The sequence below is a fragment of the Pontibacter beigongshangensis genome, from assembly GCF_014332515.1.
GTDB lineage: Bacteria > Bacteroidota > Bacteroidia > Cytophagales > Hymenobacteraceae > Pontibacter > Pontibacter beigongshangensis.
In genome coordinates this window covers 286,629-310,540 of sequence record NZ_VFSD01000001.1, presented here as the reverse complement: position 1 = coordinate 310,540, position 23,912 = coordinate 286,629, and the positions used below count along the sequence as shown (strand labels likewise).

At 49.6% G+C, this 23,912-nt stretch carries 22 protein-coding genes; 19 read left to right on the top strand and 3 right to left on the bottom strand.

Translation table 11 applies throughout. The features are described from left to right. Window positions 1-146 precede the first annotated feature (146 nt). Both FJM74_RS01135 and FJM74_RS01130 read left to right on the top strand, forming a co-directional pair. On the top strand, window positions 147-1,490 hold the full coding sequence (locus tag FJM74_RS01135; RefSeq protein WP_187260708.1) for a voltage-gated chloride channel family protein: 1,344 nt from the start codon (window positions 147-149) through the stop codon (window positions 1,488-1,490). A gap of 399 nt (window positions 1,491-1,889) precedes the next feature. Next, complete coding sequence (locus tag FJM74_RS01130; RefSeq protein ID WP_241738895.1) at window positions 1,890-3,092, top strand: aspartyl protease family protein; 1,203 nt, start codon at window positions 1,890-1,892, stop codon at window positions 3,090-3,092. A gap of 116 nt (window positions 3,093-3,208) precedes the next feature. Here the strand turns inward: FJM74_RS01130 and FJM74_RS01125 are convergent, their stop codons facing one another. Further along, complete coding sequence (locus FJM74_RS01125) at window positions 3,209-3,493, bottom strand: hypothetical protein (protein ID WP_187260706.1); 285 nt, start codon at window positions 3,491-3,493, stop codon at window positions 3,209-3,211. Between the two features lie 560 nt (window positions 3,494-4,053). Between FJM74_RS01125 and FJM74_RS01120 the strand changes: the two genes are divergently transcribed. The 16 genes from FJM74_RS01120 (at window position 4,054) to FJM74_RS01045 (ending at window position 22,058) form a co-directional block, all read left to right on the top strand. After that, on the top strand, window positions 4,054-4,698 hold the full coding sequence (locus FJM74_RS01120; RefSeq protein WP_241738894.1) for a GNAT family N-acetyltransferase: 645 nt from the start codon (window positions 4,054-4,056) through the stop codon (window positions 4,696-4,698). Between the two features lie 9 nt (window positions 4,699-4,707). After that, on the top strand, window positions 4,708-5,907 hold the full coding sequence (gene argG / locus FJM74_RS01115) for an argininosuccinate synthase (RefSeq protein WP_187260705.1): 1,200 nt from the start codon (window positions 4,708-4,710) through the stop codon (window positions 5,905-5,907). Further along, window positions 5,904-6,908 (top strand): N-acetyl-gamma-glutamyl-phosphate reductase, encoded by a 1,005-nt coding sequence (gene argC / locus FJM74_RS01110; RefSeq protein ID WP_187260704.1) that lies wholly within the window; start codon window positions 5,904-5,906, stop codon window positions 6,906-6,908. The genes argG and argC overlap by 4 nt, the downstream gene beginning before the upstream one ends. A gap of 256 nt (window positions 6,909-7,164) precedes the next feature. Further along, entirely contained in the window at window positions 7,165-8,292 is a 1,128-nt protein-coding gene (locus FJM74_RS01105; protein WP_187260703.1) for an aspartate aminotransferase family protein, read from the top strand. 135 nt (window positions 8,293-8,427) lie between these two features. Next, window positions 8,428-9,381 (top strand): Rossmann-fold NAD(P)-binding domain-containing protein, encoded by a 954-nt coding sequence (locus FJM74_RS01100; RefSeq protein ID WP_187260702.1) that lies wholly within the window; start codon window positions 8,428-8,430, stop codon window positions 9,379-9,381. Between the two features lie 64 nt (window positions 9,382-9,445). Further along, window positions 9,446-10,240: an acetylglutamate kinase gene (gene argB, locus FJM74_RS01095; RefSeq protein ID WP_187260701.1), complete on the top strand. Its 795-nt coding sequence runs from the start codon at window positions 9,446-9,448 to the stop codon at window positions 10,238-10,240. A gap of 453 nt (window positions 10,241-10,693) precedes the next feature. Next, on the top strand, window positions 10,694-11,509 hold the full coding sequence (gene proC, locus FJM74_RS01090; RefSeq protein WP_187260700.1) for a pyrroline-5-carboxylate reductase: 816 nt from the start codon (window positions 10,694-10,696) through the stop codon (window positions 11,507-11,509). A gap of 2 nt (window positions 11,510-11,511) precedes the next feature. Then, window positions 11,512-12,585 carry a M20 family metallo-hydrolase gene (locus tag FJM74_RS01085; protein ID WP_206683985.1) on the top strand — a complete coding sequence of 358 codons (1,074 nt, stop codon included), beginning with the start codon at window positions 11,512-11,514 and terminating at the stop codon, window positions 12,583-12,585. A 156-nt stretch (window positions 12,586-12,741) separates the two neighbouring features. After that, complete coding sequence (gene argH, locus FJM74_RS01080; protein WP_187260699.1) at window positions 12,742-14,073, top strand: argininosuccinate lyase; 1,332 nt, start codon at window positions 12,742-12,744, stop codon at window positions 14,071-14,073. Window positions 14,074-14,527: 454 nt separating this feature from the next. Beyond that, window positions 14,528-15,253 (top strand): peptidase-C39 like family protein, encoded by a 726-nt coding sequence (locus FJM74_RS01075; RefSeq protein ID WP_187260698.1) that lies wholly within the window; start codon window positions 14,528-14,530, stop codon window positions 15,251-15,253. Window positions 15,254-15,256: 3 nt separating this feature from the next. Further along, window positions 15,257-16,726: a RimK family protein gene (locus FJM74_RS01070; protein WP_187260697.1), complete on the top strand. Its 1,470-nt coding sequence runs from the start codon at window positions 15,257-15,259 to the stop codon at window positions 16,724-16,726. Further along, on the top strand, window positions 16,719-17,987 hold the full coding sequence (locus FJM74_RS01065) for a carboxylate-amine ligase (RefSeq protein WP_187260696.1): 1,269 nt from the start codon (window positions 16,719-16,721) through the stop codon (window positions 17,985-17,987). The genes FJM74_RS01070 and FJM74_RS01065 overlap by 8 nt, the downstream gene beginning before the upstream one ends. Continuing rightward, window positions 17,962-18,687, top strand: a complete 726-nt coding sequence (locus FJM74_RS01060) for an N-formylglutamate amidohydrolase (protein ID WP_187260695.1) — start codon at window positions 17,962-17,964, stop codon at window positions 18,685-18,687. Before FJM74_RS01065 ends, FJM74_RS01060 begins: the two co-directional genes overlap by 26 nt. 156 nt (window positions 18,688-18,843) lie before the next feature. Beyond that, window positions 18,844-19,458, top strand: coding sequence for a YqaE/Pmp3 family membrane protein (locus tag FJM74_RS22775; protein WP_241738893.1), 615 nt, complete (start codon window positions 18,844-18,846; stop codon window positions 19,456-19,458). A 928-nt stretch (window positions 19,459-20,386) separates the two neighbouring features. Next, entirely contained in the window at window positions 20,387-20,593 is a 207-nt protein-coding gene (locus FJM74_RS01050) for a hypothetical protein (protein ID WP_187260694.1), read from the top strand. Window positions 20,594-21,137: 544 nt separating this feature from the next. Next, window positions 21,138-22,058, top strand: a complete 921-nt coding sequence (locus FJM74_RS01045; RefSeq protein WP_187260693.1) for a DnaJ C-terminal domain-containing protein — start codon at window positions 21,138-21,140, stop codon at window positions 22,056-22,058. 262 nt (window positions 22,059-22,320) lie between these two features. Here the strand turns inward: FJM74_RS01045 and FJM74_RS01040 are convergent, their stop codons facing one another. Continuing rightward, window positions 22,321-23,076, bottom strand: coding sequence for a pseudouridine synthase (locus FJM74_RS01040; RefSeq protein ID WP_317175521.1), 756 nt, complete (start codon window positions 23,074-23,076; stop codon window positions 22,321-22,323). A gap of 210 nt (window positions 23,077-23,286) precedes the next feature. Here FJM74_RS01040 and FJM74_RS01035 point away from each other — a divergent pair, with 210 nt between their 5' ends. Then, window positions 23,287-23,496: a hypothetical protein gene (locus FJM74_RS01035; protein ID WP_187260691.1), complete on the top strand. Its 210-nt coding sequence runs from the start codon at window positions 23,287-23,289 to the stop codon at window positions 23,494-23,496. 12 nt (window positions 23,497-23,508) lie between these two features. Here the strand turns inward: FJM74_RS01035 and FJM74_RS01030 are convergent, their stop codons facing one another. Further along, window positions 23,509-23,772, bottom strand: a complete 264-nt coding sequence (locus FJM74_RS01030; protein ID WP_187260690.1) for a hypothetical protein — start codon at window positions 23,770-23,772, stop codon at window positions 23,509-23,511. Window positions 23,773-23,912 lie beyond the last annotated feature (140 nt).

Sequence of the window (23,912 nt, the reverse complement as noted above, 5' to 3'; positions counted from 1 at the left end):
CCATTCAGGTTTATGCGTTACTTTTGCCCGGAAAGGTGCTGAGGGTCTACCTGGAGCCGACCGGTAAGTTGTGGCTGATAATTCCTTCCGAACGCCACGCCACTCAGGCACCAGTTGGCGATGCCCGGTTATCAGCCAAACGCAATATGACATCAAAACACCGCCCCAGCACAGCATCATATTCTTTCCTGAAAAAGCTGTTCTCATCAGGAGAACAGGCCAAAGCCTTCCTGTTTACTTTTAAATGGTTACTTATTAGCACCGTGGTGGGAGTGCTGACAGGCTCTGCTTCTGCCTTTTTCCTGGTCTCCTTAGGTTGGGTCACCAGCTTCCGGGAGGCGCATGACTCCATTATCTGGTTCCTGCCATTAGGAGGGCTTCTGGTGGGTTTGCTCTACCATTACTATGGCGGCAGAGCCGTAAGAGGAAACAACCTGCTGCTGGAGGAGATCCATAAGCCGCGGCAGACAATCCCGTTCCTGATGGCACCGCTGGTGCTTTTCGGCACCCTTGTGACGCACCTTTTGGGAGGCTCTGCCGGTCGGGAGGGCACAGCCGTGCAGATGGGGGGCACTATTGCCGACCAGTTCACCAAAGTCTTCAAACTGCGCCCGCGCGACCGGAGAATCATCATCATTACCGGTATAAGCGCTGGCTTTGCCTCCTTGTTTGGCACACCGCTGGCAGGGGCGATTTTTGGCCTGGAGGTTTTTTTGGTTGGCCGGATCCGCTACGAGGCCCTGGTGCCTAGTTTACTGGCTGCTGTGATAGCCAACCTCACGTGCCATGCCTGGGGAATAGGGCATACGCAGTATGATATCCCGTTTGTGCCACCCATGACCTTTGCAGGCTTTGGCTACGCCCTGGTGGCAGGGGCCGTGTTTGGTATTACAGGTATGCTATTTGCCAAAGCCACCCATTTCTGGTCGGGCCAGTTCCATGACAGGATCTCGTATGCCCCCTTCCGGCCAATGGCAGGAGGACTGGTGGTGGCTGTAGCCGTATGGGCTATCGGAACCACGAAGTATATCGGATTAGGCATACCAACCATGCTGGCCTCCTTTACTGATGAGCTGCCCGTTTACGATGCTTTTATCAAGATCCTGTTTACTTCTTTTACGCTTGGGGCTGGTTTTAAAGGAGGGGAGGTTACCCCCTTGTTTTTTACGGGCGCTGCCATGGGCAATGCCCTGTCGCAGGTGCTGCCACTACCTATGGGTTTGCTGGCCGGCATGGGCTTTGTAGCGGTTTTCTCCGGCGCATCCAACACCCCCTTAACTTGCACCATCCTGGCGATAGAGCTTTTCGGGGCCGAGAGCGCAGTTTTTATGGCTGTTGCCTGCGTTTGTGCCTACCTGTTTTCGGGCCACTCAGGAATTTATGGCGCACAGGTTATCGGAAGCCCCAAACATCTTTTCTATGGCAGGGAAGCCGGCAGGAGCCTGGCCTCCATACAGGAATCCCGCCGCAGCATAAAAAAGGGCAACTAATCATTAACAGCAGCAGCCGAGCCTCTGGAGGGGTATTTTCATTCAAATAATTTGGTGGCAGGTTATCACTTGCTGCCTGGCCGGAACCTAAATCGCCTGCCCCTGTTCGGAAGGCCAGCTAAGCAGCACTTTAGAATTTAAGGTCGAAAAGCAGATGATCCGGATTTCGGGAAGTCGGAAATGCAGTCAGCCTTTTCTATGGAAGCGTGTACCTAGCCTTCGTCAAAGTTTAAACATTCTTATTTTTTTTTAAACAATTGCTGAAATTCAGGCAGGAACGTATACGGAATACGTTGTGTTATGACAGTAGCATTAGGTAGGTAGATGTTGAACATTTTGCTGTGAGGTGCCATGACAAAAAGAGGACTTTCTTCTTTACTCTGTCTTTATCTTTTTCTGATGATAGGGCTGGAAACGCATGCACAAAACATTGCCCATGACACGGTTACCTTTGTAACTAAGCGGAAAAGCATCACAGTCCCCTTCCATTTCATCCATAACCTGATGATCATTCCGGTGCAGATCAACAATTCTCCTCCGCTCAATTTCATTCTGGATACCGGCGTAAAAAACATCCTGATCACCCACCTGGAGTATTCCGACACGCTGAACCTCAAGCATGCTTCAGAAATTGAAATAAAGGGCCTCGGCACCGGAGACACCCTGAAAGCCTATTATTCCAAAGGCAATTCTCTTAAAATGAAAGGCATTGAGGGCCAGAATCAGGATGTGTATGTGCTGAAAGAAGATATATTTAACCTTTCTTCACGCATGGGAATGCCGGTGCACGGTATTATAGGTTACGACATCTTCAAGAACTTTATAGTGAAGATCAACTACAGTGCTCAGAACATAACTTTGTATAGACCGGACGCAGTACTGAAGCCACATAAACGGGGCGAAAATTACCCTCTGTACCTGGAGCGGGATAAAGCCTATATCTATGCCAGGGTAAGGCAGCACAATGGAGACACGGTGCGGGTAAAACTGGTAGTAGATACCGGCGCCAGCCATTCGCTGTCGCTTTACCTGCCGAGCAACAACCAACTTACGCTCCCCCCGAAAGTAATGGAGGCTTACCTGGGCCGTGGCCTGAGTGGCGACATAAACGGGAAGATCGGGCGCATTAACAGTTTTTCCATTGGCAGGCACGAACTTCAGAACCTGCCGGCTTCCTATCCCGACGAAAAATCCATCCAGGCCGCCATGAATATATCAGACAGGAACGGGAACCTGGGCTCCGACATCCTGAAACGCTTTACGGTGATCTTCGACTATCCGCACCGCCAGATGACCCTGATCCCAAACAAACGCTATAAAGAGCCTTTCCACTATAATCTGGCCGGCTTCGAGGTAGGCACACCCATTATCGGCCTGAAACTATACGAAGTATCGCATGTGGTAGAAGGCTCACCGGCGCATGAGGTAGGCCTGAAACTTGGCGACCAGATACTCAGCATCAATGGCCAGAACTGTATTGAAATGTCGTTGCAGGATGTGCTGGGGTACCTTGAGAAAGGACCTGGCAAAAAGCTGAAAATCCGGCTCTACCGGCAAAAAGAAATTCACCAGGTCACCTTAACCTTACAGAGCAGGATCTAAACTGCGGGTTAAAGCCAGCCGTGCTCTTCTGCCGGCATTCTGAAAGATGGAGATAGCAGGCACCTCTAAAATATGAGGTTAGAGCTTCTGAGCACAATTTCCCGGAATTTGTAGGCTTACTGTTCTGTCTGCTGTATATCCAGCAATACCTGCAGTAGAAGCAGGAGCACTGCCAGCACGATCAGGAAAAGACCGGCATAGAAGCGGGGTTTTGGCACAGGCTGCAGGTAGGTATTCCCCGCCGCATCCTGCTTCTTTAATTTAAAATCCGACAGCATCAAGCCGTTTCCGAAACTGAGCCAGATGGCAGACAAAAGCACATCTTTATAAAAGAACAAAGAAGCTGTTCCGATAGAGGAAAATAACAGACCGAACAGGACAGGAAAAGTAAAGATTTTCATAAGGTATTTTAAAAGATTGGCAAGTTAGTATTTTGCCTGAAAAATAATTCCTGAATAACTGCACTAAAATCTGCCGGCCCGTGTTATGCGCCTGTTACCTGCTGTATAGATTTTAAAAAACAGGTAGAATCTATCAGTATTTGGTATATTTTAAAAATTTAGATAGAATTTCGGTATAGCATTTGTTTTTACAGAAATTTTAAGAAACATTTGTCCTTCTAACTGGTATACTAAAAAACAATACCATTTACTTTAGATCAAAAAATGAAAAAAAAGCCGGTTTTATCATCTGACATGATAAACCATTCCTTCCAGAGGAATGCGTCTTTTTCTATCCTGCCAGGTAGGATAGTTTTTAGGGCACCGTTAACGCTTTTCTGCTACAGGCCCTAGGCCGACGTGCTTTCCGGTTGCCTACGCGGCAATCACTCCTCCAACTACTTCTATTGCCACGCTTTAATAATTGTACTTAATAGTACAATTATTCGATTCGTATTATTCGTATTTACTTTTTTGGTTCATCTGCTGTGCCGGGCACAGTAATTTTATATTTTATGGTTATGAGCAACCAAGCGGGTTTTAGTATTATTGTTGCCGGTGAGCAACATATCTCGTACGCACAGCAGATCTGCGACGAAATGGAATCTTCTGCCAAAGCAAGAGGCACCGGTATTGCCAAGCGCTCTCCTGATTACCTTTCTCAGAAAATGCTGGAGGGGAAGGCCGTGATCGCGCTGCAGGAAGATGGCACCTGGGCCGGCTTCTGCTACATCGAAACATGGGGGCATGGGGAGTATGTGGCCAACTCCGGCCTGATTGTGTCACCGGACCTGCGCAAAAGCGGTTTGGCGAAACAGATTAAAAAGAAGATATTTGAGCTTTCGCGCACCAAGTACCCGAAAGCCAAAATCTTCGGCCTCACCACAGCCCTTGCCGTGATGCGGATCAACTCCGAACTGGGCTACACACCAGTAACCTACTCGGAGCTGACTGATGATGAGGCCTTCTGGAACGGCTGCAAAAGCTGCGTGAACTACGAGATCCTGATGATGAAAGGGCGCAGCAACTGCCTGTGCACCGCCATGCTGTTTGATCCCGAGCGCGAAAAAAAGACGAAAGCCGCTATTGAGCAAAAGGCGCCTATAGCGGTTAGTCAGAATGTAGAGCATGTTAGAAGCTCAGACCTTGAACTGGTAATTCAATAAACCCTTAAAATGAAAGATAAAGTAGTATTAGCCTTCAGTGGCGGACTAGACACATCGTATTGCGTAAAGTACCTGAAAGAAGAAAAAGGTCTTGAGGTTTATTCGGTGTTGGTAAATACAGGCGGTTTTTCAGAAGAAGAACTGAAAGAGGTGGAAGAAAGAGCCTACGCACTGGGCGTGAAAGAGCACACCACCCTCGACGAAACCGCATACTACTATCAGAGCTGCATTAAATACCTGATTTTCGGCAACGTTCTTAAGAACGGCACCTATCCGCTGTCGGTTAGCGCCGAGCGCGTAACGCAGGCCATTGCGGTAGCCCGCCATGCCCAGCAGGTAGGAGCATCGTATGTGGCGCATGGCAGTACCGGTGCCGGCAACGACCAGGTGCGCTTCGACATGATTTTCCAGATGATGATCCCGGAGGTGGAGATCCTGACCCCGATCCGCGACAACAGATTGTCGAGAGAAGAGGAGATTGAGTTCCTGAAGAAATACGGTGTAGAATACGATTACAAAAAGGCGCAGTACTCCATCAACAAAGGCATCTGGGGCACCTCGGTAGGAGGAAAGGAAACCCTTACGTCGCACCTGCCATTGCCGGAAGAAGCGTACCCGACGCAACTGACAAAGCAGGAGCCGGAGCGTGTGACCCTGCACTTTGTAAAAGGTGAACTGGTTGGGCTGAACGACAAAACGTATGCCAGCCCGGTAGAGGCCATTCAAGCGCTGCAGGAAATGGCCGGTCCGTTTGCCATTGGCCGCGACATTCACGTGGGCGACACCATTATCGGTATTAAAGGCCGCGTTGGCTTTGAGGCTGCTGCTCCGCTTATTATTATAAAGGCGCACCACACCTTAGAGAAGCACGTGCTGACCAAATGGCAGCTGTACTGGAAAGACCAGCTCTCGGCCTGGTACGGCAACTGGCTGCACGAAGGCCAGATTCTGGACCCCACCATGCGCAACATCGAAGCGTTTCTGCAGGACACCCAGCAGAACGTAACCGGCAAAGTGCAGGTATTGCTGGCACCTTATCGCTTCCAGGTAGAAGGCATCGAGTCGGAGCACGATCTGATGTCGAGCAAGTTTGGCAGCTACGGGGAAATGAACAATACCTGGAGCGGCGAAGATGTTAAAGGCTTCTCCAAGATATTCGGTAACCAATCCGTGATGTACCACAAAATCAACGGATCGACATTAAAATGACAGATAAGATAAAGGCGGGCATTGTGGGTGGAGCAGGATACGCAGGCGGAGAGTTACTTCGCCTGCTCTTACTCCACCCACAAGTCTCTTTGGCATTTGTGCAGAGCCGCAGCCAGGCCGGTAAACCTGTTTCCGAAACGCACCCCGACCTGTTGGGCGAAACTGACCTTGTTTTCTCGGCTGATGCGGATGAGGCGGTAGATGTTCTGTTCCTGTGCACCGGCCATGGCGAAGCAAAGAAGTTTCTGGCTACAGCCACCGTGCCTGCTACAACTAAGATTGTGGACCTGAGCCAGGACTTCCGCTGGAACGAAGGCACCGAAACTGCCAACGTAGAGGCCGAAGGAAGAACTTTCACTTACGGCTTGCCCGAGTTGCAGCGCAGCCAGATTAAGGAGGCGCAGCACATTGCCAATCCGGGCTGTTTTGCCACAGCCATACAATTAGGTTTGCTACCCTTGGCTGATGCCGGCAAGCTTACGGCCGATGTGCATGTGAGCGGCATAACCGGCTCTACCGGTGCCGGCCAAAGCCTGAGCCCAACCTCACACTTCAGCTGGCGCACCGAAAATGTGAGCACTTACAAGGTAATGGAGCACCAGCACCTGCGCGAGATCAGACGCACCCTGCGGCACCTGCAGCCGGAGCAGGAACTGCCCAACATTCATTTCATCCCGTACAGAGGGCCTTTCTCCAGGGGCATCTTCATAACCTCGTACCTGCAAACAGACCTTAGCCTGGAGGAGGCGCAGCAACTCTACAGGCGCTACTATGAGTCGCACCCGTTCACGTTCGTAACGGAGCATAACCCGGACCTGAAGCAGGTGGTGAACACTAACAAGTGCGTCGTGCACCTGCAAAAGCATGGGGAAATGCTCGTAATCACCAGCATGACCGATAACCTCCTGAAAGGAGCCGCAGGCCAGGCCGTTCAGAACATGAACCTGTTGTTCGGCCTGGAAGAAACAGCCGGTTTGAAGCTGAAGCCAGCCGCATTTTAATTTAATTGTTGATTGTTTAAAGTTGAAAGGTTTGATTGTTTAACAGTTAAATCAAATGATCTGATCAGAAGGCTGACTCAGCTATGATTCGGAGCAGCAGCAACAGCAGGTGCAAAGCGTTTCAGAAGGCCGTTTTCATTTGAATAATTCTTATAAAAACAGACCAATAGCCATAAGCGCTAGCCACGGCAGATAATCAACTCTTTCATCATGAAACCTAGAACAATCAACAAAGAACAATCAACAACTAAAAAAGATGAATCTTTTTGACGTATATCCTCTCTTCGATATTGAGCCTGTGAAAGCTTCCGGACTGAAAGTCTGGGATAAGAACGGCGTTGAATACCTTGATTTATATGGCGGCCATGCCGTAATTTCCATTGGCCACAGTCATCCGCATTACATCAACCGTATACAGGAGCAGCTGCACCAGATTGGTTTCTATTCCAATGCCGTTAAAATGCCCCTGCAGGAAGAACTGGCAGAGAAACTGGGCAGGCTGAGTGGCTACGAAAGCTACAGCCTCTTCCTATGTAACTCCGGCGCAGAGGCGAATGAAAACGCCCTGAAACTGGCCTCCTTCCAGACTGGCCGCAAACGGGTAATCTCGTTCAGCAATTCTTTTCACGGCCGTACATCGGCCGCGGTGGCTGCAACAGATAATCCCAGCATCATAGCGCCAATCAATGAAACTAATAATTTCCTGTTTCTGCCTTTCAACGATTTAGGGGTAGTTAAAGAAGCTTTTCAACAGGAAGACTTCGCAGCTGTGATCATAGAAGGCATTCAAGGCATTGGCGGTGTATACATTCCTGACAGCGATTTTCTGGAAGGAGTGGAAAAACTCTGCAAAGAGTATGGCGCACTTTTGATCTTAGATGAAGTGCAGTCTGGCTACGGCCGTTCCGGTAAATTCTTCGCACATCAATACACGAATGTGAAGCCGGATATTATTACAACGGCCAAAGGCATGGGCAACGGCTACCCGATTGGGGGCGTGCTGATCAGCCCGGAAATAAACGCAAAGCATGGCATGCTGGGCACTACTTTCGGAGGTAACTACCTGGCTTGTGCCGCCGGTCTGGCGGTGCTGGAAGTAATGGAGGAGGAAGACTTGCTGAACAATGCCACTACAGTAGGAAACTACCTGATGGAGGAGCTGAACAAGCTGGAAGGGGTGAAGGAAGTGCGCGGCCAGGGACTGATGATAGGAGTAGAGCTACCGGAGCCCTGCGGCCCGATACGCAGCAAACTCCTGAACGAGTTTAAGATCTTTACCGGCTCTGCCAATAACAAAAACACCTTACGCTTGCTTCCCGCTTTATCAGTGACCAAAGCCGAGGCAGACCAGTTTATAGCGGCGTTTAAAACGTTAGTCTCCTAAGTAAAGCCTCCCGGATATTGTCAACGATCGCAGATTGCGATCAAATAAGAAATGGCTTAATGGCTGTTATTTAAGCCTGTTTACATAATTTTGAATTTCTAATTTTTAATTTGGCAAAGCCCTAACCCAATAACTATGAAAAACTATACTTCTGTGCACGATGTAGCCGACGTGGCCGCTCTCGTAAACGAAGCGCTGGAACTTAAAAAATCTCCGCTTGCTCATAAAGACCTGGGAGCCGGCAAAACGCTCGGCCTTATTTTCCTGAACCCAAGTTTACGTACCCGCCTCAGCACGCAGAAGGCTGCCCTGAACCTGGGCATGAACGTGATGGTGATGAACCTTGACAAAGAAGGCTGGGCCCTGGAGACGCAGGAAGGCGCGGTGATGAACGGCACCACCGTAGAGCACATTAAAGAAGCTGCGGCCGTAATGGGGCAGTATTGCGACATTCTGGGTCTGCGTTCTTTCCCGAAGCTGCAAAACAAAGAAGAAGATTACAGCGAGGACATCCTGAACAAATTCATCAAGTACACCGGCATTCCGATTCTGAGCCTGGAGTCTGCCACGCGGCACCCCCTGCAGAGCCTGGCCGACCTGGTAACCATTACAGAACACAAACCAGCCGGACGCAGGCCCAAAGTAGTGCTTACCTGGGCACCGCACGTAAAGGCGCTGCCACAGGCTGTACCGAACTCGTTTGCCGAATGGATGTGCGCTGCCGATGTGGATTTTGTGATTACGCATCCCGAAGGATACGAACTGGAGAGCAGCTTTACGGAAGGCGCCACCATCGAATACGACCAGGAGAAAGCGTTGCAGGACGCCGACTTTATTTACGTGAAGAACTGGTCGTCTTACCAGGAATACGGCAAGGTGTTGTCTGACGGTGAAGGCTGGATGATGACCAACGAGAAGCTGAGCAACACCAATAACGCCAAAGTAATGCACTGCCTGCCGGTGCGCCGTGGCCTGGAGCTGAGCGACGAGATTCTGGATGGCCCCAACTCTTTGGTTATTCAGGAAGCTGGCAACCGTGTTTTTGCGGCGCAGGCAGTACTCAAGCAACTGCTGGAAAATTCTAAATAAAACAGGAAATGAAAACCCCGGCAGATCTTGATAACCTGCCGGGGTTTTATAATCCCCGAATCTCGTGCAAACTTTACACATCATAAAAATTGGTGGCAACATCCTCGATTCTCCGCTAAAGCTGGAGAGCTTCCTGCAGGATTTTGCTACGCTGCCAGAGCCAAAGCTGCTCATTCACGGAGGCGGTAAAATAGCCTCTATCATAGGCAAAAAGTTAGGCATTGAACCCAATCTTGTGGAAGGCCGTCGCATTACCGATGCCGAAACCCTGAAGCTGGTGACGATGGTGTATGCCGGGTTGGTGAACAAAAACGTAGTGGCCCAGCTCCAAAGCATGGGCTGCAACGCCATCGGGCTTACAGGAGCCGATGCCAACATAATTCCCGCCACCAAACGCCCGGTAAAGCAAATCGACTATGGTTTTGTTGGAGATGTGGCCGGCCCTGAAACCATCAACTCCCTGGTGCTGGACACCTTTCTGAAAAGTGGCATCACCCCTGTCTGCGCCCCGCTCACACACGACGGCCAGGGCAACCTGCTCAACACCAACGCCGATACCATTGCCTCGGTACTGGCCACCGCTCTGGCAGGTCATTATGTGGTGAAGCTGATCTACTGTTTTGAGAAAAAAGGGGTGCTGCAAAATGCCGAGGACGATGATTCCGTTATTGCCACCATAGACAAGGCTTCCTATCAGCAGTTAAAGGCCGATGGCATTGTGAACCAGGGCATGATCCCGAAGCTCGACAACGCCTTTGCGGCCTTGGACCAGGGTGTGAGCGCTGTTGTGATCGGAGACGCGGCCGAAATCAAAACCATAGTAGCAGGAGGAGAGGCTGGCACGCTGATCAAGTTGTAGCGATAGCGACGCTGCAAATGATTTTTACTGGCTAAAGCGTAAATTAGAGCAGCGGCCTCATCACTGAAAATTACCTCAGGAGGGCCATTTCCATTCAAATAATTTGGTTCAGGTGCTAAGGTGCTGATATTTTCAGGCTTAACCTGTAGGTTTAGGGTCCTCAAAATAAACCATTTACACTGACACGGAAAACCGGCCACACTTCACTCAGAACTATTCACTTTTAGCTAATAAAGAAGTCCTGTGTCTGGTGACTAAAAAAGCCTCCGGAAGGGCGTTTTCATTCAAATAATTTGTACCAGATAGAAATCCGCCTTACCCGGTTCCAGCTTGCAGGGGGCAGTGCCTGGTTTTACAACCAACTAAAACGGCATTTAAAATTGCCGGAAAACTTACTATTGGCTACTGGCAAGAAGAAAAATGGTAAATTGCACCTTGAAAGCAAAATGAACCATGCGTACTGAATCTAAAAAAGTGGCCATACTGGGTGGTGGCAATATGGGAATTGCCATAGCCAAAGGCATGTTCGCATCCGGAAAATACCAGGCGGAAAACATTACCTTAACCCGCCGCAACCTGCGTCAGCTCGACGATATAGTAAAAGAAGGTTACAAGGCATCGACCAACAATGCGCTGGCTGTGGTACAGGCCGATATTATCATCCTGAGCATTCTGCCCCAGCAACTCGACAGCGTACTCGACACCATCTCCGAGAGCGTAGACCCCAAACGGCACCTGTTCATCTCGATCGTGACGGGCGTAACGGTTGCTGATATTGTGCAGCGCCTTGGGAAGCCAGTGGAAGTGATTCGTGCCATGCCAAACACAGCCATCGCCATCCGTGAGTCCATGACCTGCCTGGCCGGCAACGCATCGGCTGAAAGCACGGCGCTGGTAAAAGATATTTTCGACTCAGTGGGAGAAACGGTGGAGATTGAGGAAGAACTCATGTCATCAGCTACGGCACTCGTTGCCTGTGGTATAGCTTTTTTCCTGCGCTCTATACGGGCAGCAGCACAGGGCGGAACAGAAATCGGTTTTCATGCCAAAGATGCTTTGCGTATGGCAGCTCAAACGGCAAAAGGAGCTGCATCGCTGCTGCTACAGAACAGTAGCCATCCTGAGAATGAGATCGACAAAGTAACCTCTCCAAAGGGCTGCACAATTGCCGGACTTAACGAGATGGAGCACCACGGTTTCAGTTCTGCCATGATCAAAGGCATTAAGTTATCATCAGCCAAAGCTGAGCAGCTGTACCACAAGGAGTAGGCATGGGTATGCAGGAACTGTACCAGGAGGCAACGGCGCTGCTGAAAGAGCTTATTTCTATTCAGTCATTCAGCCGGGAAGAGGACAAGACGGCTGCTGCCATTGCGCTTTTTCTGGAGCGGCATGGGGTGGAGCAGGTGCACCGGAAACTCAACAATGTCTGGGCCTTTAACAAACATTTTAACCCGGCACTACCCACACTGCTCCTCAACTCGCACCACGACACCGTAAAACCCAACACCAGCTACATCCGCGACCCTTTTGCCCCAACGGTACAAGACGGCAGGCTGTACGGCCTGGGAAGCAATGACGCAGGTGGTTGCCTGGTATCGCTGCTGGCTACGTTCCTGCACTTTTACAAAGCAGAAGGCATGGCCTATAACCTGGTGATGGCGGCTACCGCCGAAGAAGAGATCTCAGGAAGAAACGGTATTGAGCTAGTCGTGCCGGAACTGGGCCCCTTAGAGGCTGCCATTGTAGGAGAACCTACCCTTATGCACCTGGCCGTAGCCGAAAAAGGACTGCTGGTGTTGGATTGTGTAGCCAGGGGAAAATCAGGACACGCTGCCCGCGAAGAAGGCATAAATGCCATTTACGAAGCGCTGCCGGATATCCTGTGGTTCAAAGATTTTAGATTTCCGAAGGCATCAGCTTACCTCGGTCCTATAAAAATGTCGGTAACCATGGTGCAGTCGGGCACACAGCACAACGTGGTGCCGGACCAGTGCCAATATACCGTAGACGTGCGCCTGACGGATGCGCATACAATGGAAGAAGTGCTGGAGATCATTAAGTCTAATGTAAAGGCAGAGGTTAGTCCACGCTCCATGCGCCTGCGGCCATCTTCTATCCCGATGGAGCATCCGCTGGTGCAGGCGGGCTTGTCGTTAGGACGAAACACCTACGGCTCACCCACCACCTCCGACCAGGCGCTGCTCTCCATTCCGTCCTTAAAGCTGGGCCCCGGAGACTCCGCCCGCTCTCACATGGCCGACGAGTTTATTTACCTGCATGAAATAGAGGAGGGGATCAGCCTGTATGTGCAGCTGCTGGAGCAAGTCCTTTTTAGACGCTAGATGTTAGATAATAGATGTTAGAATTTCATATGCTGAAATTTACAGAGCTTGCATCTAACCTAATTATAACTTTCGCTTAACACATACCTCTATTTCTGTTACTTTTGCTCCTGTCCAAATTTTTAGTCTAACATCTACTATCTAACATCTAATAAAATGAAACTCTGGCAGAAGAACACAAGTGTCGCATCCGAAATAGAAAAGTTCACGGTTGGCAGAGACCCGGATTTTGATTTGCAACTGGCTGCTTTCGATGTGCTCGGTTCGCTCGCCCACACGCGCATGTTGGAGAGCATCGGGCTGCTGGAGAAGGCCGAGCTGGACGAGCTGCAACGGGAGTTAAAAATAATTTACCAAAGTATTCAGAAAGGAGAGTTCTCTATCGAGCCAGGTGTAGAGGATGTACACTCGCAGGTGGAGCTGGAACTGACACGGCGGGTTGGAGAGGCCGGCAAGAAAATACACAGCGGCCGCTCCCGAAACGACCAGGTGCTGGTGGACCTGAAGCTTTTTTTCCGGCACCAGCTGCAGCAAACCGTACAGCAGGTACAAAACCTGTTCGAGGTGCTACTGACACAAAGCGAAAAACATAAAGATAAGCTCCTGCCAGGCTACACGCACCTGCAGGTAGCCATGCCTTCGTCGTTTGGCCTGTGGTTCGGCGCCTACGCCGAAAGCCTGATCGATGACATGCACCTGCTGCAGGCGGCTTACAAGATAACCGACAAAAACCCGCTTGGCTCAGCTGCCGGTTATGGTTCGTCGTTTCCGCTCAATCGCCAGATGACCACTGATCTGCTAGGCTTCGAGTCGCTGAACTACAACGTGGTGTACGCGCAGATGGGGCGTGGAAAAACGGAGCGTGTGGTTTCCGTGGCCCTGGCTTCTGTGGCGGCTACCCTGGCCAGAATGGCTATGGACCTGTGCCTGTACATGAGTCAAAATTTCGCTTTTGTAACCTTGCCCGATAACCTCACCACAGGCTCCAGCATCATGCCCCATAAAAAGAATCCGGACGTGTTCGAGATCATGCGAGGCAAGTGCAATCGCCTGCAGGCGCTTCCAAATGAAGTGACCATGATGCTGGTGAACCTGCCTTCCGGCTACCACCGGGAGTTGCAGCTGCTGAAAGAATGCCTGTTTCCAGCCTTTTCCGAAATAGAAAACTGCCTGCAGATGATGGCCTTTATGGCGGAGCACCTGCAGGTGCGCGACAAGATTATGGAAGAGGAGAAATATAAATACGCCTTCAGTGTAGATGCCGTGAATGCCGAGGTGTTGAGCGGCGTTCCTTTCCGCGATGCCTACAAAAATGTGGGAGCTTCGATAGAGGCAGGCAGCTTCACAGTGCCAGCCTCTGTCACCCACACTCACGAAGGAAGCATCGGCAACCTGTGCAACGAGCAGATCCGCGGACTCATGGAGCAGGCCGTTAAAGGATTCAACTTCAGTCGTGCCGAGAAAGCGCTTCAGGAACTCGTAAGTTAGCAGCCGTTTTTCTACCTCCTGAAGGGCATTTTCATTCGAATAATTAGTTCGATGGGTAGTTGCTGATGACATTGTTGCTGATGACATTGTTGCTGATTGTTAGTTGCTGATTGTTAAATGGTTTAAAGGCTACATGGTTGATTTAAAAATTTGAAGGTGATTGGCCAGGGGGAAGGTCATAAAACGATCAAAATAAACAAGCAACAATCACCAACTGACAAAATAACGACCTTACGCTAGCTAATATGTCTTGCGTCCAATGTCCTGCGTCTGGTGTCCCGTTTTTGCCTCCGGAGGGCCTTTTTCATTCAAATAATTGACTTTTTACCTAAAGCTGACACGGTCCTAAAACCTGTCAGCTTTATTCTTTTTAAAACAACCTCTTTTCGCAAAACTTCCTTCGCAATCCGCGTATAAAGGGCACATTGTTTCTGTTACAAGCAAACCAGCCGATGTGATTCCGATTAAGATACATACGCAACCCGACGACTCCACCTGCGGCCCTACCAGCCTGCATGCCGTGTACCGCTACTTCAACGACCCGATACCGCTCAATGAGGTAATCAGGGAAGTGCCATATCTCGATGAAGGCGGCACCCTGGAGGTGTTGCTGGCCAGTCACGCCCTGAAACGAGGCTACCGTGCCCGCATCTATACCTATAACCTGCACGTGTTTGATCCTACCTGGTTTAAACTTGATAACGAGGAGATAATAGAGAAACTGGAAATGCAGCTGGAACTGAAAAAACACACCAGCAAATTTGAGAGGGCCACGCGGGCTTACATCGAGTTTCTGGAGCTGGGAGGGGAGCTGCGCTGCACAGATCTTACGAAAGGCCTGCTGCGCAAATATTTTGAGCAAAGGGTGCCGCTGCTCACCGGGCTTAGTGCCACCTACCTGTACCAGAGCGCCCGCGAATGCACCGATAAGCTGGGTGCCTCCGTTTACGATGATGTACAGGGCTTCCCGATGGGGCATTTTGTTGTGTTGTGCGGCTTTGCCGAAGACCAGAAGCACATTGTCGTGGCCGACCCATATAAAGAGAATCCCTTCTTCCAAAATAATTATTACCAGGTTAATGTGTCGCGGCTGCTGAATTCCATTATGCTGGGCATGGCCACCTACGATGCCAACCTGCTTGCTATTCAACCTGCCTTACCGGAAACTTCTCAGGAATAAAAAATGCGAAAAATTGTTGTGGTAGACTACCCAAAAGACTGGGGCGTCACGATAGAAGATGTGGAGGTAGTAGATGTTCAAAAATACCTAACTGATACGGCTTACACCGAAATCAAACATGCCCGGATTTTTAATCTTTGCAGGTCCTACAAGTACCAGACCGCCGGATATTACGTGTCGCTGCTGGCCGAGGCGCGCGGGCACAAGCCCATTCCGAGCGTAACCACCATGCAGGACCTCAAAACCCAGACCATTGTGAGGGCCATCACCGTGGAGATCGAGGACCTGATCAAGAAAAGCCTGGGCTCTTTACGTTCCAAAACCTTTACGCTCAGTATTTATTTTGGGCAGAATGTAGCCAATAAGTATGAGAAGCTCTGCAAACAGCTACACGACCTGTTTCAGGCGCCGCTGCTGAGGGTGCAATTCATCAAGAAAGAGGAGTGGGTGCTGCAAAGCGTGTCGGCCATTCCAATAAACGAGGTGCCGGACTATCATTGGAAGTACCTGGAAACGTTTGCAAAATCATATTTTGCGCGCCACCGCTTCTCCGGTGCCCGGCTGAACCGCAAAGTATACGACCTGGCCATCCTGGTTGACCCGGAGGAGAAGGGGCCGCCATCCAACAAGAAAGCCATCCAGCATTTCCTGGATGCCGCCGATAGCCTGGGCTTTTATACCGAGCTCATTACCAAAGACGACTACCGCCGGCTCGCCGAGTTCGACGCCCTTTTTATCAGGGAAACGACTGCCGTGAATCACCACACCTACAAGTTCTCCCGCAAAGCCTATGCCGAAGGGCTGGTGGTGATCGATGATCCCGAATCGATTCTGCGTTGCACGAACAAGGTATACCTGGCAGAGCTGCTGGCAAAAGCAAAAGTGCCGACCCCTAAAACCATGATCATTCACAAAGACAACCGGAAACAGGTGGAGCGGGAATTGGGCTTGCCTTGCGTGCTCAAGACACCCGACAGCTCCTTTTCGCAAGGGGTGGTGAAGGCAAAAGATACCGAGAGCCTGGCGCAGGAGCTGGACACCATGCTGCTGGACTCGGAACTCGTAATCGGGCAGGAGTATATCCCCACAGATTATGACTGGCGAATTGGCATACTGGACAAGCAGCCGCTCTATGCCTGCAAGTATTTCATGGCCAAAGGCCACTGGCAGATTTACAACTGGAACGGCAAGAAGCACAACACAGAGGGGGCCGTTCGGACAGTTCCTTTTGAGGAGGTGCCGTTTGTGGTGATGCACACAGCGCTTAAGGCAGCAAACCTGATCGGGGATGGGCTATATGGCGTTGATGTAAAAGAAATAGATGGAAAAGCCTACGTAATCGAAGTGAACGACAACCCCAGCATCGACGCCGGATGTGAAGACCAGATTCTAAAAAAGGAACTGTATGCCTCCATTCTGAAGTCCATTAAAAAGCGGATCGACAACCATAAAAATTTCAGGGTAAATGAGTAGTACAGGAAACGTGTTGCACCTGTTCGAAGGCTTCGGCATAGAACTCGAATACATGATAGTCGACAAAGACTCGCTGCGGGTGCTGCCCATTGCCGACAAGCTGATTTACGACGAGGTGGGGGCCTATGTGTCGGATGTGGAGTTTGGTAAGATAGCCTGGTCTAATGAACTGGTGCAGCATGTGGTGGAGCTGAAGACGCAGACACCAGCCCCTTCCTTAACCGGGCTGGCGCAGCAGTTTCAGGAGCACGTGCAGAAGATAAACCAGATGCTGTCCAAATATAACGCTAAGCTACTGCCAACTGGCGCGCACCCCTTTATGGACCCCTTCACGGAAACGGTGCTCTGGCAGCACGAGTACAGCGCCGTGTACAACGCCTACAACCAGATCTTCGACTGCCGGGGGCACGGTTGGTCTAACCTGCAAAGCACTCACATTAACCTTCCGTTTGCCAACGACCAGGAATTTGCCAGGCTGCATGCTGCCATCCGGCTGGTGCTGCCCCTGATACCGGCCCTCAGTGCCTCCTCGCCGGTGCTGGACGGCAAACTAACCGGCCTGCTGGACACCCGGATAGAGGTATACCGCCACAACCAGGCCAAGATCCCTTCTATTGCCGGCAATGTAATTCCAGAACCGGTATTTACAAAGCAGCAGTACGAGGAGCAGATTCTGAAACCTATCTATGCCGATGTGGCGCCTTATGATGTGCGGGGGGTACTGCAGGAGGAATTTCTCAACTCCAGGGGAGCCATTGCCCGCTTCAGCCGAAATGCCATCGAAATCCGCCTGATCGATATACAGGAGTGCCCATTGGCTGACCTGGCTATCGTGCAGGCCGTGGTTGGGGTGGTAAAGGCGCTGGTAGCGGAGAGGTGGCAGCCCATCGAATATTTAAATCACACTGACACCCAAATGCTGGCCGACCTGCTGCTGCAGGTTATCCGCACAGGGCAGGACACCCCTTTACAGGATCAGCAGTACCTCAGCTGCTTTGGCATATCAACACCTTGCACAGCCGGCGAGCTTTGGAAACATTTGTTAACCGAAACCAGTGCTACTGATGATGAGCAGGAGCTTGTGCAGGCACTGCAGACCATCCTGGAAGAGGGAAACCTGGCTAACCGTATGGTAAACGCATTGGGAGCATCGCCGACTCACGAAACCATTCTGCAAGTCTACCACCAATTAGCCACCTGCCTTCATACCGGAATTCTATTTAAACCTAATGCTTATGCCAAAAATTTTACTAACCTGTGAACACGGGGGTAACCAAATACCGCCCGGTTTTGAAACCTACTTTAAGGGGCACGAAGAATTGCTCTCAACGCATGAAGGATATGATATAGGAGCCCTGGACCTCTTTAAGTCCTTGCGGCCCGTAGCCGATGTGAGCTTTTTCTCTGAAGACAGCCGCCTGCTGATTGAGTTAAACCGCTCAGAGCATCACCCGAAGCTATTTTCGAAAGTCACCAAGTCTCTTTCTGAGGAGGAGAAACTTTTTCTGATCAAAAACTTCTACAAGCCCTACCGCGAACAGGTAGAGCACATGGTGCAGGACCTGGTAAATGCCGGACGGAAAGTCATTCATATTTCGGTGCACTCCTTCACGCCGGAGTTGAAGGGCGAGGTGAGGCAGACAGACATTGGCCTGCTCTACGACCCTAAAAGAGACCTGGAGCAGACCATCAGCAAAGCCTGGAAAACAGCGCTACAGCAGGCTGATCCATCGCTGACTGTGCGCTATAACTACCCTTACCTGGGCATTGCCGACGGTTTTCCGACTTACCTGCGCCGCAAGTTCACCAATGCGCAGTATGCCGGCATAGAACTAGAGGTAAATCAGAAATTTCCGGTAGGAGACGCGCACCAGTGGGAATACCTGAAAAATAAGATCCGGGACACCCTTATATCTGCCGTTCAGCCCATTATCACAACGGCAGACCGGGATTTGGCATGACTGAGATCGGTCCAAAAAAACTAAAACTGCTGTTGCAGGGCAAAATCATAACAAAATATATGAAATTCAAGTATTTCTATATTAATTCTGATGAGGTACATCAGAGTTGACAACCAAATTTCAATTCATTTTAATTTCACCACTAAACTTAAAACTATGAACATCAAAAGTGTACTTCACCTGGTTATGGTAATGATAGTTGGCCAGTTACTTTTTTCTTGTAACTCTGCTCGTTATTACGAATTTACAGCAAAAAAGCAGGCTCCGTACCTGCAGCAGCAAAAGCAGAAAGCGGCTCCTGCAGAGGAGGCCCCGGTTTCTCTGACAGAGGTAGCATTGGCAGCTGCAGATGAAAAAGCCAACGCAGAAGCTTTAATCTCCACACAGCCCGTGTTAGCAGCCAGTGCGGCAGAGGCTGCTCCTGTTATGGCTCCTAAAACGGTGGCGCCCATCAGCAGGGCATCAGTAGCTGCGGAAGCAACCGAAACCAGCCTTACAGAAGCTGAAGCGATGGCAATGGCCAAAGAAAGAATTGCCTCTATGACCAAAGCAGAGAAAAAGGCGCTGAAGAAAGAATTCCGCGACACCATGCGTCAGGATAGCGACGTCTCTACAGTGGTGAAAGTCATCATCGCCATCTTCCTGCCGCCGCTTGCCGTATTCCTGCACGATGGCATTGGATCTTCTTTCTGGATCAACATCCTGCTTACCCTGCTCTTCTTCGTGCCGGGTGTCATACACGCGCTTCTGGTTGTAACAGACACTATATAACAGTATTTCCGAACAAAAAAAGCGCCAGCTCCAACTGGCGCTTTTTTTATGCGCCACATTTTTTAACATTTTCCAATTCCTGGATTTTTTGTCCAGAATCTGGAATTTGCCCGTCATTACCTTCAGAATCAGGTAGAGGTTGAAAGACAGTAGACAGGATTTTCTGAGGGGTAATTAGGTCGCAGCGGCAGCATTAGAAATATGCTCCGGAGGGGCATTTTGATTAGCATAATTGCCCCAATACTTACCAAGCCCTCCTTACTAATTTTGAATTTATAATTTTTAAACTGGTGAAGCATTAAGTCCGATGGCCCAGAGCCCAGACGATATTAAGCGCCTTCCATGCATACAAGTTACAGCACGTATCTCACCTCTTTTACAGCATCATAAGTGCCTCTGCTAAAGCGTGCCCTTACAAAAATTAAAATAATAATAGGCATCGTATCGCAAAGCTGGCATGATATTTAATACTTACCCTAACAAGCGTTTGTGATTGAATGCACGCCTTTTCTGGTTCTGATAAAAATACCTCTGTAGGTTATATTAAATTATTATTAAAAAAAGTTTTGTAAACAAATATCATTTAACCTACATTTACGTAAGAAGTTTTATTAGGCATTGATATATATAATAAACTGAATTAGAATTAATTGCCATGAAATATACATACTGGAATCTTAGCAAATACGAAAGCGAAGTAGCACTTATAATGGATTTTTATAAAAATTCGTATGACCGTGAGCCTTCAAATTCTGAAATTACCGACTTTAATATCCAACAGAGTATTTTAAATATAAAGAAGCGAAGCGATGACAACTGCTTCATAAAAGTACCATATCGTGTAAATCACCGATCCAGGAAAAATAACAAACAGGAAATACTGTATGGCGATTGCCTTGAACTGGATAAAGTGGTCGTGATTGATGGTATGAACGACAATACGAAAGAGTTTATTTACGTATATAACATTTTTGAATTCGTGAACGACGAGGTGGAGGTTGCCGACGGGCATTATGAGCTTACATCTAACAACCTCTTTGTTTTTGTTCGTGACGTCGAGATTGACGATGAGGTGAAATCTGTTGTTGTAAATGTAATATACGAAACCTCCAACATGGTCAGCTACACTTCCTGAAAGCTCCCCACACATGATATTTTTTAGCCATTCGAGAAAGGAGAAACCTCCGGCCTCGAATGGCTAATTCCCTTTTTTTGTAAAATTCAGTTGGCCGTGCAGCAAGCTTTATCCAGGCTGGCTCCATATTATTTTGCTAACCCGTTCCGGGAAAATATTCCCAAATAGGCACACCTCATCTTCCAAAAAATTTCTTCCGGCTTGTTTTTAAGAACTTTATTCCAAAAAATTATCCGGGTAAAGCCTTTCCCTTTCTTTGATCCTTTAACGTACTTTACCTAAAACATACGATGTGCTGTTCCCAAATACGCTGCTAAATAGCATTTCTACAACAATCTTAATATCAGACCCTTAATAGATGTTCCGCTATTCGCACAGACCATTGTGCCAAGGGTCTGTTTACTTGCATTCTAATTTTCAGATACTTTCCTCCCGGACGAACGTATTAGGAAGGTGTGAAGAGAATAGCAGTTCTGTTAAAGCTACCGCTACTTTCTTTTCTTAGATGGCGCACCGACTAAAGTAACTTCTACCGACATTCAGTATGGACTATAAGGACTACTATAAAATTCTTGGCGTAGATAAATCAGCGTCTCAGGCTGAGATTAAGAAGAAATACCGTTCGCTCGCAAAGCAGTTTCATCCAGATAAAAACAAGGATAACAAAGAAGCTGAAGGCAGATTTAAGGAAATTTCTGAGGCGTATGAGGTGTTGGGAGACGAGGAGAAACGTAGCAAATATGATCAGCTAGGCGCAAACTGGAAGCAGTACCAGCAAGGTCCCGGCAGCGGCCAGCATTATGGCGGGCAACCAGGCGGAGGCTTCGGAGGCTACTCCACCCAGGACCCATCCGATATATTCGGAAGCGGCTTCTCTGATTTCTTTGAGCAGTTTTTTGGAGGAGGCAGTTCCGGCTATCGCCGCCCCAGGAGCCAGAAAGGCCAGAACTACGAAGGAGAAATGCTCATAACCCTGCAGGAGGCTTTTACCGGCACCTCCAGGCTCCTTACACTGGAGAACCAGCAGTTGCGCATTACGACCAAACCTGGGGTAGCAGACGGACAAGTGCTTAAAATAAAGGGCAAGGGCGGTGCCGCTGCAGGAGGAGGCACCCCCGGCGACCTGTTCCTGACCGTGAAGATAGAGCCGCATCCTGCCTTCGAAAGAAAAGGAAATGACCTGCACACCACCATAAAACTCGATATGTTCACAGCCATACTGGGGGGCGATGCACAGGTCAACACGCTTAACGGACAAATCAGGGTTAAAATACCTGCTGGCACTCAAAATGGAAAAACGCTGCGCCTGCGCGGAAAGGGCATGCCTGTTTATACCAAACCTGACCAGTTCGGCGATCTGTATGTAAGGATCGAGGTTGCTTTGCCGGTGCATCTCACTGCTGAAGAGAAAGAACAGCTCGAAAAACTGAGAGCGATGGTCATGGCACGTTCCGCAAAAGCTTAACTCAATTTGTAACCTGCCCTGCCGGAGAAGGTTAAGCTATGCTGGTAACCAGGAGGTTTCTTGCAGATACAGGCAGAGTCTGCCGCGCTCACCACTACAAGGGGCGCTTATCCACACTCCCCTGGCAGGTATATTTTGATGACCCTTTATCCGGACAAATACCGCATAAAGGATTTGTGTATATCTTGTCTTAATTGCCTACAGACCAATTATTTGAATGAAATATGACCTCCGGAGGGTCTGCTGCTGCGCCAGGACATTGTCAGGGTAGCGGCAGGGCAAAGGGGATGGGTTGTGGCAGGCATGTCTGCTGCTCCAGCACCTGCTGCCATCCAAACTGCTGGCACAGGCGAGCCATATTAGGCGGCAACTGTGCCTTAATCGTAATTCTTTGCCCGGTGAAGGGGTGTGTAAAACCCAGTTCAGCCGCATGCAGGAGCAGGAAAGGGCTCTGAAGTTCCTCCAGAAACATGCGGTTCTGGCGCCAGTCGCCATGCCTTTTATCCCCGATGATATAATGGCGGATGTGTGCAAAATGTCTCCGGATCTGATGCATGCGTCCTGTTTCAGGCTTTACCCGTACCAGGCTGAAGCGGGCGGTATCGTATCGCCCTACGGGGATGGGGAGTTCAACGGTTGCCAGGCGGCTATAGTGTGTCAGGGCGTCCTGCGGGGCCTTGTGCCGGTGGTCCTTATCTGGCCTGATGCGATTGTCTATGGTTTCAGCTTCCGGGGTATAGCCGCGCACAATGGCCAGGTAGGTTTTATCAGTCTGCTGTTCCTCAAAGGCTTTTACCAGCGGGGCGGCACCGTCCGGGCTTTTAGCAAACAGCAGAGCGCCGGAGGTGCCGCGGTCCAGGCGGTGGAGCGGGTAGAGGCGATATCCGAGCTGGTCGCGGAGCAGCTGCAGTGCAAATTCCTTTTTCTCTTCTGCTATGCGCGTACGGTGCACCAGCAGCCCGTTTGGCTTGTTTATAGCCACGTACTGCTCATCTTCATAAATTAGCTCTAACTCCACCAGGAAATCGTAAATAGTCCGGCTGCAAAGATAGGTTCCTTTAGGTGAGCCAGGCAAGGCAGTTTGCCTATAAAACGCCATCGGTAAACTATTACTCCGATATGCTTCGTATATTTGAAGCCAGGTATGATAAAAAATACCTTGGAGTTCCCGGAGTGATTCCTTCCGGGCATATCAGCAACTCAAAACTACTCTTAACCACATGACAGCATGGCGCTATCGTTCGACAACCTGCGGATAGGGAAAAAATACAGTTTACGAAACTATGGGGAGGTTTTTGACTTTCAGGTGATAGCCATGCCGGAGGAGGGGGTGTACCAGGTAAAGGACCTGCACACACTCGATAAATACCTGCTCGAGGCTCTGACTAGATTCGGCAAAGGCAAAGATTTTGATTTGCAGGAATACGGTTCGCTATGAGCAGCAGGCAGCTCAGGCAGAACGCGTGACCTTTCCCTTCAGGTCCCAATGGCTTTTCAGGATCTCCTGGCTATTGGGTTTCCGTATAATTTTTCGGGTGTAGCGTTCTCCAGCAATGGCCCCGTCTTCCCGCCTTTTGCCGATAAACAGCGTTACCGGCTCTCCATGTTCATTGGTCATAAAGGTCAGGTCTTTGCCATGGTAGCTATCATCTATCCGTGCATCGGGAGCATATTTTTTGTTTAGCTTCGCGACCAGCTTCTCGTTCAGGGTCATATTCTTGATACTTGCTTATAAAAGGTGGTACGAAACAGAATGCCAGGAGTTAGGGCCAGCCGCAACAGGAGATGACTTAACAGCAGGCTTATAGTAACATAAAAGAGATTTAAACAAGCCCTTTCTCCCTCAACTTTCCA

Bases quoted from the DNA above. Each gene is read 5' to 3' on its own strand.
- FJM74_RS01135 (WP_187260708.1), top strand. From the start codon at position 147: ATGACATCAAAACACCGCCCCAGCACAGCATCATATTCTTTCCTGAAA.
- FJM74_RS01130 (WP_241738895.1), top strand. From the start codon at position 1,890: ATGATAGGGCTGGAAACGCATGCACAAAACATTGCCCATGACACGGTT.
- FJM74_RS01125 (WP_187260706.1), bottom strand. From the start codon at position 3,493: ATGAAAATCTTTACTTTTCCTGTCCTGTTCGGTCTGTTATTTTCCTCT.
- FJM74_RS01120 (WP_241738894.1), top strand. From the start codon at position 4,054: ATGAGCAACCAAGCGGGTTTTAGTATTATTGTTGCCGGTGAGCAACAT.
- argG (WP_187260705.1), top strand. From the start codon at position 4,708: ATGAAAGATAAAGTAGTATTAGCCTTCAGTGGCGGACTAGACACATCG.
- argC (WP_187260704.1), top strand. From the start codon at position 5,904: ATGACAGATAAGATAAAGGCGGGCATTGTGGGTGGAGCAGGATACGCA.
- FJM74_RS01105 (WP_187260703.1), top strand. From the start codon at position 7,165: ATGAATCTTTTTGACGTATATCCTCTCTTCGATATTGAGCCTGTGAAA.
- FJM74_RS01100 (WP_187260702.1), top strand. From the start codon at position 8,428: ATGAAAAACTATACTTCTGTGCACGATGTAGCCGACGTGGCCGCTCTC.
- proC (WP_187260700.1), top strand. From the start codon at position 10,694: ATGCGTACTGAATCTAAAAAAGTGGCCATACTGGGTGGTGGCAATATG.
- FJM74_RS01085 (WP_206683985.1), top strand. From the start codon at position 11,512: ATGGGTATGCAGGAACTGTACCAGGAGGCAACGGCGCTGCTGAAAGAG.
- argH (WP_187260699.1), top strand. From the start codon at position 12,742: ATGAAACTCTGGCAGAAGAACACAAGTGTCGCATCCGAAATAGAAAAG.
- FJM74_RS01070 (WP_187260697.1), top strand. From the start codon at position 15,257: ATGCGAAAAATTGTTGTGGTAGACTACCCAAAAGACTGGGGCGTCACG.
- FJM74_RS01065 (WP_187260696.1), top strand. From the start codon at position 16,719: ATGAGTAGTACAGGAAACGTGTTGCACCTGTTCGAAGGCTTCGGCATA.
- FJM74_RS01060 (WP_187260695.1), top strand. From the start codon at position 17,962: ATGCCAAAAATTTTACTAACCTGTGAACACGGGGGTAACCAAATACCG.
- FJM74_RS22775 (WP_241738893.1), top strand. From the start codon at position 18,844: ATGAACATCAAAAGTGTACTTCACCTGGTTATGGTAATGATAGTTGGC.
- FJM74_RS01050 (WP_187260694.1), top strand. From the start codon at position 20,387: ATGAACGACAATACGAAAGAGTTTATTTACGTATATAACATTTTTGAA.
- FJM74_RS01045 (WP_187260693.1), top strand. From the start codon at position 21,138: ATGGACTATAAGGACTACTATAAAATTCTTGGCGTAGATAAATCAGCG.
- FJM74_RS01035 (WP_187260691.1), top strand. From the start codon at position 23,287: ATGGCGCTATCGTTCGACAACCTGCGGATAGGGAAAAAATACAGTTTA.
- FJM74_RS01030 (WP_187260690.1), bottom strand. From the start codon at position 23,772: ATGACCCTGAACGAGAAGCTGGTCGCGAAGCTAAACAAAAAATATGCT.